The organism is Desulfuromonadales bacterium, assembly GCA_035620395.1.
GTDB lineage: Bacteria > Desulfobacterota > Desulfuromonadia > Desulfuromonadales > DASPGW01 > DASPGW01.
On the sequence record DASPGW010000217.1, the window covers coordinates 1 to 3929 of the forward strand.

The following is a 3929-nucleotide window of genomic DNA, read 5'->3' on the forward strand; positions in this document are numbered from 1 at the left end:
GAAGACGATGCGGGCATCGCCGGGGAAGAAGAAGGAGCAGGTGTGGGCGCCGTGGGCGGGGCTGACCATCCGCTTCTCCGAGCCGTCGGCGTTCATCGTCCAGATCTTGTCGCAGGGCTGCCCCTCGCGGTTCGACTGCCAGATGAGCTTGCTGCCGTCCCAGCTGAAGTAGGCCTCGCCGTTGTCGCCGTCGAAGGTGAGCTGGGTGACGTTGCGCAGGCGCGCCTCGGCCGGCCGGCCGGCGGTCTTCGGCGGCTCGCCCGCAGCGGCCACGGCCGTAAGGAACACGATCGCCGGGAAGATCAGGAACCATCGCTTCATCGTCGTTCTCCAAGGGTTGCCAGGGATCAAGGGCAGCGAGGCGCTGCAGGCTGCTGCTTCACTTTATCTCCATTTCATGCCCATTCAAGTCCATATCGGAGCGGACGTTTGCGCAGGGGACCGCTGTGGGACGACAAGGCAAGCCTGCACAATTGAACGAAAATTTCACCCGCCGCCAACAATTTCCGAACAAAACCAGGGCAGAGTTGCGACCATCAACGCAACCGAACAGAAAAGGAGTCTTGCCATGATTACCGCCATCACCACCTGCCGCGGACCGGGCGGCCGCCAGCCTCTAGCCGACGCCTGCCCCTTCCACAACGATGCCGACGGCCACTGCCGGGCCGCATTCTCCGGCCTGCCCGTCGACCGCCATTCCAGGAATCTGCGCTGCAGCACCGAGGACTACGACGGCTGCCCCCTCTTTCTTGCCCGTGCCCTGCGCGGCAGCCGTCCCAAGGCCCGCCTCGAGCCCTGGACACTCCAGCAGAAGTAGCCCCTCCCCTCTTCCTTCCGCCGCTCTTCCCTCTGCGAAATCTCCCCCCATCGGACGGTCCCCACCCGGGCGCCGGCCATTTTTTTATCTTAAGCGTCGATCTTCAGCCAAAGCAACATCGGGAAGACCTCCCCCTTTTCCAAAGGGGGAACGAGGGGGATTTGTCTGTGATTGTTGCTCGTTAAATCCCCCCTGGCCCCCCTTTATCAAAGGGGGGTAAGGTCTGGCTGAAGATTAGCACCGGCGAGGCCTTCGAACGAAGGATTCACCGGATTCTAACGACCGGTTAACGCTGCCGGGAGAGACTCGCCCTACAGGTAAGGCCCGCTGCCCGCCTGTGCAGGCTCATCCACTTGCCGAGGAATTCGCCATGTCGACCAGCATCGCCGCCTCCAACCCTTTTGCCCTGACCGAGAACCTGGGATGGCCCCTGCCGCGTCCGGCCCTCCATCTGACCGAGCGGATCGCCGGCCGGCTGCTCGCCCTCGACCGTTGCCGGACGATCTACGACGGCATCCCGGCCCACCTGACCGGCAGCGATTTCCTGGGCCGTCTGGCGCAGGAACTCGGCGTCTCCCTGGCGGCCGGAGCGAAGGAGATGCAGCGCATCCCCGCCGCCGGCCCGACCATCGTCGTCGCCAACCATCCCTTCGGGGCCATGGAGGGAATCCTGCTCGCCGAGATGCTGCTGCGCATCCGTCCCGACGTCAAGATCCTGGCCAACCACCTGCTCGGCCGCTTTCCGCAGATGCGGGGGCTGCTCATCCCGGTCGACCCCTTCGGCGGCGCCGGCGCCACCCGCCGCAACCTCGGGCCGGTGCGCGAAGCGATCCGCTGGCTGCGCGGCGGCGGCCTGCTGGTGGTCTTCCCCGCCGGCGAGGTGTCGCACCTGCAACTGCCGGGGCGGACGATCACCGATCCTCCCTGGAACGAGAACCTGGCCGGCCTCGTCCGCAGCTCCGGCGCGGTGGTGCTGCCGGTCTTCTTCGCCGGCGCCAACAGTCCCCTTTTCCATCTGGCCGGCCTGCTCCACCCCCGCCTGCGCACCGCCCTGCTGCCGCGTGAATTTCTTAACAAGCGGCACCGGCGGATGCCGGTCCGCATCGGCAGCCCGATCGCCAACCGCAAGCTGGCCGCCATGGGTGAGGATGCCGAGCTGGTCGCCTACCTGCGCCTGCGCACCTACCTGCTCGCCAGCCGCACCCCCTCCCCGAAAGCCGAAGTCTCCACGTCGCCGGCTGCCGGCCGTCTCGAACCTCTGGCAGCCGCGCAGCCGCAGGAGCTCCTCGTCGCCGAAGTCGAAGGGCTGCCGGCCGAACAGGTGCTGGCCGAGAGCGGCCCGCTGGTCGCGCTGCAGGCCGACGCCCGGCAGATCCCCTACCTGCTGCTGGAGATCGGCCGGCTGCGGGAGCTGACCTTCCGCCTGGCCGGCGAGGGGACCGGACGACAGCTCGACCTCGACCGCTTCGACGCCCACTACACGCACCTCTTCCTCTGGAACCGCGAAACCCGGGAGGTCGCCGGCGCCTACCGGCTGGGGCGCACCGACGAGATCCGCGCCTGCTACGGCGTCGGCGGCCTCTACAGCCACACCCTCTTCGCCTATAACGGGGAGTTGCTCGATCGGCTAGGTCCGGCGCTCGAACTGGGGCGCTCCTTCATTCGCCCCGAATACCAGCGTCACTTCGCGCCGCTGCTGCTCCTCTGGAAGGGGATCGGCGCCTTCGTCCGCCGCCACCCCCGCTACCGGATGCTGTTCGGACCGGTCAGCATCAGCCGCGACTACAGTCTTCTCTCGCGCCGGCTCATCGCCGACTCTCTGCAGGAGCGCTGCGAGATTCCCGAGCTCGCCCGCCTGGTCCGCGCCCGCACCCCCCTGCGCCGGGGGCGGCTGGGGATGAAGGAGTGCCACCCGAAGCTCGCCCGCGCCCTCAGCCGCAACTTCGACGAAGTGGCGGAGGTGGTCGCCGACCTCGATCCCGGCCCCGGCGGCATTCCCGTCCTGCTGCGCCACTACCTGGGCCTCGGCGGGCAGGCGCTCGCCTTCAACGTCGACCGGCAGTTCAGCGACGTGCTCGACGGCCTCGTCGTCGTCGACCTCGCCCGGACCGAGCGCAAAACCCTGGAGCGCTACCTCGGCCGAGACGGCGCTGCTGATTTCCTGCGCCATCACGCCGATGCTTCGGAAGGCGCCCGGAAAGCCTGCGCCTGAACAGGTTCCGTGCACCGCCCGTGTCATGGGCCGGTTCCCCGAGGGTGGAACCGGCCATTTTTTCGCCATAAGGAAAAAAATTGCCCGAAACCCCTGCGGGCTCCGGGCCATGGCACCCTCCTGTCACAATAAAATCAGATCAGGCCGCCAGCACCCGGGCCACCTTGCGTCGCAGGCCGGCGATATCCCCCTTGCAGACGTAGCCGTTGGCACCGTGGCGCTGCACCGAGGCGCGCAGGGTCTCCTCATCATTGGAGCTGTAGAAGAGAATGGCCGTCTCGTGCCGGCTGCCGTTGGCGCGGATGAGCGAGCAGAGGCGGTCGCCGGAAAGGGCCGGCATGTTGACGTCGAGCAGCACCAGGTCGGGCCGGGTGTTGTTGACCAGTTCGGTGGTGCGGAAGGGGGTATCGTGCACCGTCACTTCGTACCCTTCGAGTTCGAGAATCTCGCGGGTCGTCTGCAGGTGCTTCGGGTCGTCGTCGACCACCAGGATGCGGCGTTTACCGTTATTCATTGGCTGCCCTTTCGTGTTGGGGAATGGCGGCCGGCAGGAGGACCGCGAAGGTCGTCCCCCGGCCGTAAGTACTGTCGACCTGGATGCGGCCGCCGAGCAGCCCCACCATCTGGCGGGTGATGGTCAGGCCGAGCCCGGTCCCCTCGTGCCGTCGGGTCTTGACGTCCTCGAGCTGGCTGAAGGCGGTGAAGAGCATTTCCAGGTCGCTCTCGCGGATGCCGACCCCGGTGTCGCTCACCGCGAGGCGGATGCCTTCCTCTTGCCGCTCCAGCGCCAGGCGGATCTCCCCCTGTTCGGTGAACTTGGCGGCATTGCTGGTCAGGTTGACCAGGACCTGGCGCACCTTGATCGGGTCCGACTCGAACGTAAATGTCCCCTCGGCGCTC

The 3929-nt window shown here is 67.1% G+C and carries 5 protein-coding genes; 2 read left to right on the top strand and 3 right to left on the bottom strand.

The genetic code is table 11. The features are described 5' to 3' along the window. The coding region (locus tag VD811_11960) for a hypothetical protein (GenBank protein HXV21690.1) at positions 1-321 on the bottom strand (321 nt) is incomplete at its 3' end. A 247-nt stretch (positions 322-568) separates the two neighbouring features. Between VD811_11960 and VD811_11965 the strand changes: the two genes are divergently transcribed. Together VD811_11965 and VD811_11970 are read left to right on the top strand one after the other, a co-directional pair. Then, a complete protein-coding gene (locus VD811_11965) occupies positions 569-817 on the top strand; it encodes a hypothetical protein (protein ID HXV21691.1) in 249 nt (82 codons plus the stop codon). 370 nt (positions 818-1187) lie between these two features. Further along, on the top strand, positions 1188-3029 hold the full coding sequence (locus tag VD811_11970; GenBank protein ID HXV21692.1) for a lysophospholipid acyltransferase family protein: 1842 nt from the start codon (positions 1188-1190) through the stop codon (positions 3027-3029). A 139-nt stretch (positions 3030-3168) separates the two neighbouring features. Here VD811_11970 and VD811_11975 read toward each other — a convergent pair whose 3' ends face one another. Together VD811_11975 and VD811_11980 are read right to left on the bottom strand one after the other, a co-directional pair. Then, a complete protein-coding gene (locus VD811_11975) occupies positions 3169-3543 on the bottom strand; it encodes a response regulator (protein ID HXV21693.1) in 375 nt (124 codons plus the stop codon). Continuing rightward, the coding region (locus VD811_11980) for an ATP-binding protein (protein HXV21694.1) at positions 3536-3929 on the bottom strand (394 nt) is incomplete at its 5' end. The genes VD811_11980 and VD811_11975, both read right to left, overlap by 8 nt.